Origin of the sequence: Salinibacter sp., from assembly GCF_042218895.1 — a bacterium.
GTDB lineage: Bacteria > Bacteroidota > Rhodothermia > Rhodothermales > Salinibacteraceae > Salinibacter.
This window is the reverse complement of the sequence record NZ_JBDGQQ010000141.1, coordinates 1-3,725: the sequence shown is the minus strand read 5'-3', so window position 1 is coordinate 3,725 and position 3,725 is coordinate 1. Positions and strand designations below refer to the sequence as shown.

The window sequence follows — 3,725 nt, the reverse complement described above, 5'->3', positions numbered from 1 at the left end:
GAGAAGCCACAGTCGTCGGTCGTCCCGAGCCGATCGACCGGCAGGTACTCGGCCGCCCGCAGCACCGTGTCGCGCACCGCTTCGGGCGACTCCACCTTCGGATCGTTCACGTCGATGACGCCGAGGAAGATGGTCTGGTCGTCGTGGCTATGCTCGCGGACAATGTCGAGCACGCGCTCTGGATCGTCTTCGCTGGCGAACTGCATGTAGAAGCGCCCGGCGTTCATCTCGAACAGGAGCGGCAGGAGGTCCGCGTAGTCCACGTCGGCGCTGTGGGTGGAGTGCTTGTCGCCCCCCGGACAGGTGTGGACGCCGATCCGCTGCCGCTCCTCGTCGGAGAAACGGTCGAGCACCCGGTTGTTGAGGGCGACGAAGTCTCGGAGCAGGTCCTTCGACGGGTCTAGCTTCACGGCGAGCCGCCCCTCCGTAAAGTCGATCTGGACGGCGTGCGCCCCGGCGTCGAGGCACTGCCGGATGTCGGTTTCGACCTCGTCGACGAGATCGTCGAGGAAGGCCTCCCGGGAATACCCGTCGATTCCGTCGTCCGGGTAGAGAAAGCTGAGGGCCGACGCGGAGATGACGGCCTGCTTGACCGGCACGTGTGCGTATTCCTGGGCGCGCCTCAGGTAGTCGACGGCGTACGTCTCGTAGCGGAACGGCCCCGCCGTGAGCTTCGGGAGCTGCCGCGCGTGCCCCGCCCCGAACGGAATCTCGATGCCCCCCGGTTCGATGTTCTCGGCCCCCTCCACCGGATAGGTCAGGAAGCTAGGCTTGGCCTGCTCCCCGTCGGTGATGACGGGCGACCCGGTGTCCTCGAAGGCGTCGATGGTGGCGCGGAGGGCGCGGTCGTAGACCTGATCGAGGGCCTCCTGGCTGAGGTCGCCGTGGCGGTAGGCGCGGAGGCTCTCGATGAGCTCTTCGGGACGCGGGATGCTGCCGATGGGTTCGGTAGGGAGGGGCATGTTTCCAGTGTGGACGTGGCGAGGAAGGAGAACGCCGAACGGGTGCCTCAAGACTTTTCTGCTGCCGCGAAAGAGCACCGGTTCCACAATGGCGGAACCAACGTGATTCAATGGGCCGTTCAGTAATTTCCGTATTCTGTTTTGATTCCTGCTCAGCAATGCCCACTGTCACCGATGCTCGTGGTCACGATCTCTCCTTCGACGCACCCCCCCGCCGCATCGTCTCGCTGGTACCGAGCCAGACGGAGCTCCTGGCGCATCTAAACTTGGGGGACGAGGTCGTGGGCATCACGCGCTTCTGCGAGCGGCCCGAGCACTGGCGCTCCGAGAAACCCATCGTGGGCGGCACGAAGCAGGTGGATGTCGACGCGGTCCGCGACCTCAACCCGGACCTTATCCTTGCCAACCACGAAGAAAACACCCAGAAGGATGTCGAGGCGCTTGCGGAGATCGCCTCGGTGTTTGTCACGGAGGTCAAGACCGTCCCCGGGGCGCTCGAGATGATCCGCACGGTCGGCACCCTCACCGACACGACCGATCGCACGTCCACCCTGGTTGGCAGGATCATCTCCCGCTTCGAGTCCCTGCCCGACTTTCCGCCGCTCCGCGCCGCCTACTTCATCTGGCGCGAGCCTTACATGACTGTCGGCGGCGACACGTTCATCCACGACGTGATGGCGTGGGGAGGCTTCGAGAACATCTACGGCGACCGGACACGATACCCCGAAGTGACCCTCGACACACTCGCAGAACGGGACCTCGACGTCGTCCTCTGCGCGAGCGAGCCGTTTCCGTTCCACAAGAAGGACGTGTTCACGGCCGATCTCCGCGACGCCCTTCCCAGTACGCCCGTGGAGGTTGTGGACGGGCAGCCGTTTTCGTGGTACGGCCCCCGTCTTCTCGATACGCCCGCCTACCTGACCGATCTGCGGGAGCGTCTACCGACGCCTCGCCCCGTATAGTCGGATTGCCCTCTCCCTCCTCGACCGCATCCCCTCCAAACCCGTGGACCTCCAAGCCCGCGCCGATCGTCTCACCCAGGCCGCTCTTCTCATCGACGGCCACGTCGACCTCCCACACCGCCTCCACCAGTTCCCCGAGAATCCAGCCGGTTCAACAATCGGCGGCGACGTCGACTATCCGCGGGCCCGAGCCGGGGGTCTCGACGCTCCCTTCATGTCCATTTACGTCCCTACCGAACTCCAGGACGCCCCCAGCACGGCGGTGGAGCGGGCGAACACGCTTATCGACCTCGTTGAGCAGATGGCGGCGACCCACCCCGAGCAGTTCGCGGTCGCTACATCACCGAGCGAGGTGCGCCAGATTGCCGAGACCGACGCGCTTGCCCTGCCGATGGGCCTGGAAAACGGAGCGGGGCTCGGGGGGAAGCTCGAAAACGTCGAGCACTTCTACGACCGAGGCATTCGGTACATCACCCTCACGCATGGCGCTCACAACCGGATTGGCGACGCCTCCTACGACGATTCACCTCCCCGCTGGTACGGGCTGAGTCCGTTTGGCACGAAGATTGTGTCAGAAATGAACCGCCTAGGCATGATGGTTGACGTGTCCCATGTGACCGACTCGACGGCGGCCGACGTGCTGGCGCAGAGCGACGCTCCGGTCATCGCGTCGCACTCGTCCTGCCGCCACTTTACGCCCGGCTGGGAACGCAACGCAAGCGACGAACTCATTGAAGACATCGCCGACACCGGCGGCCTCATCATGATCACGCTTGGGTCGAAATTTTTGCGTGCCGAGTATCAGGATCAGGACGAGCCCATCCGCGAGGAGATACGGGCCCACATCGATTCGAAGGGCTGGGCGGAAGACGCGCGGGAGGCCGTCGCCTACAGACAGCGTATGCGGAACGAGAATCCCATTGGTACAGTGCACGACGTAGCCGATCACATCGACCACGTCGTCGACCTTGTCGGGGTGGAGCACGTTGGGATTGGCTCTGACTTCGAGGGCGTCTTTGCCCTGCCGGACGGCCTGCAGGACGCCTCGGGCTACCCGAACCTTGTCGCCGAACTGCTCCGCCGCGGCTACGCCAACGATGAGATTGCTGGAATTCTCGGTGGCAACGTGCTGCGCGTCTGGAGTGAGGTCGCGGCGGTCGGTCAGAAAACACGGTTGACATCCTAAGTCCTGAGGACTTTCGTTCGCACGTGGGGACCTCCAGCATCGGGCGGGCCCCGAACTGCTTCGCGCCGAGCGAGTGGATCCGAAAACGGAAAGTCACGGCGTTCTCCGGTGGGTCCGCAGGGGGACTCGAGCAGTGTGCCTCCCGCGGAGATCTTTTTTCTGTTAAGCAGAAGGAAGAAAATGTCTATCGTTACCCTGAACCAGTTAATTGAAATTCGGCGCCGGAGCTGAAGGATCGTTTCCGCACGGGCCTGTCCCTCTCTCCTCCGTGGTTCAGGGTGTTGTCAGGAGACGAGCCTCCGGCATGTGTGCCTTTTTGCTCTTCACCGTTTGCTCGGCGATTCCAAGGTTCGAATGCGCATCGGCTCTCTGTTGAGAGGTTTCTGCTACAGCACAATCGCCCTCGGAACGCTCGGGTGTGCTCTCTTCGGCGGCTCTACTCAGGAAGGCACCGGACCTGAGCCGGGTACGTCCAGCAGCGCGACGGCCACTGCAGCCGAGGATACGGCTTCTGCGGGTACGAACACGACAAACGAGTCTCCCGGCGACGAGGCACCGGCCGGGATGGTGTACGTGCCGGACGGCACCTTCGTGATGGGCCTCTCGGCGGAGGAT

General features: G+C 63.9%; 4 protein-coding genes. 3 read left to right on the top strand and 1 reads right to left on the bottom strand.

All coding sequences use genetic code 11. From position 1 onward, the window contains the following. Positions 1-962 (bottom strand): cobalamin-independent methionine synthase II family protein (locus ABEL04_RS12065; protein ID WP_375802642.1); only part of this gene is annotated, 962 nt, incomplete at its 3' end. A gap of 158 nt (positions 963-1,120) precedes the next feature. On the opposite strand from ABEL04_RS12065, the gene ABEL04_RS12060 reads away from it, so the two are divergent. The 3 genes from ABEL04_RS12060 to ABEL04_RS12050 form a co-directional block, all read left to right on the top strand. Beyond that, positions 1,121-1,924, top strand: coding sequence for a helical backbone metal receptor (locus tag ABEL04_RS12060; RefSeq protein ID WP_375802641.1), 804 nt, complete (start codon positions 1,121-1,123; stop codon positions 1,922-1,924). A gap of 43 nt (positions 1,925-1,967) precedes the next feature. Beyond that, positions 1,968-3,110 (top strand): dipeptidase, encoded by a 1,143-nt coding sequence (locus ABEL04_RS12055; protein WP_375802640.1) that lies wholly within the window; start codon positions 1,968-1,970, stop codon positions 3,108-3,110. A gap of 354 nt (positions 3,111-3,464) precedes the next feature. Further along, positions 3,465-3,725 (top strand): hypothetical protein (locus ABEL04_RS12050; RefSeq protein ID WP_375802639.1); only part of this gene is annotated, 261 nt, incomplete at its 3' end.

What these genes read in the sequence shown, in the direction of transcription:
- ABEL04_RS12060 (WP_375802641.1), top strand. Translation starts at nt 1,121, where the DNA reads ATGCCCACTGTCACCGATGCTCGTGGTCACGATCTCTCCTTCGACGCA.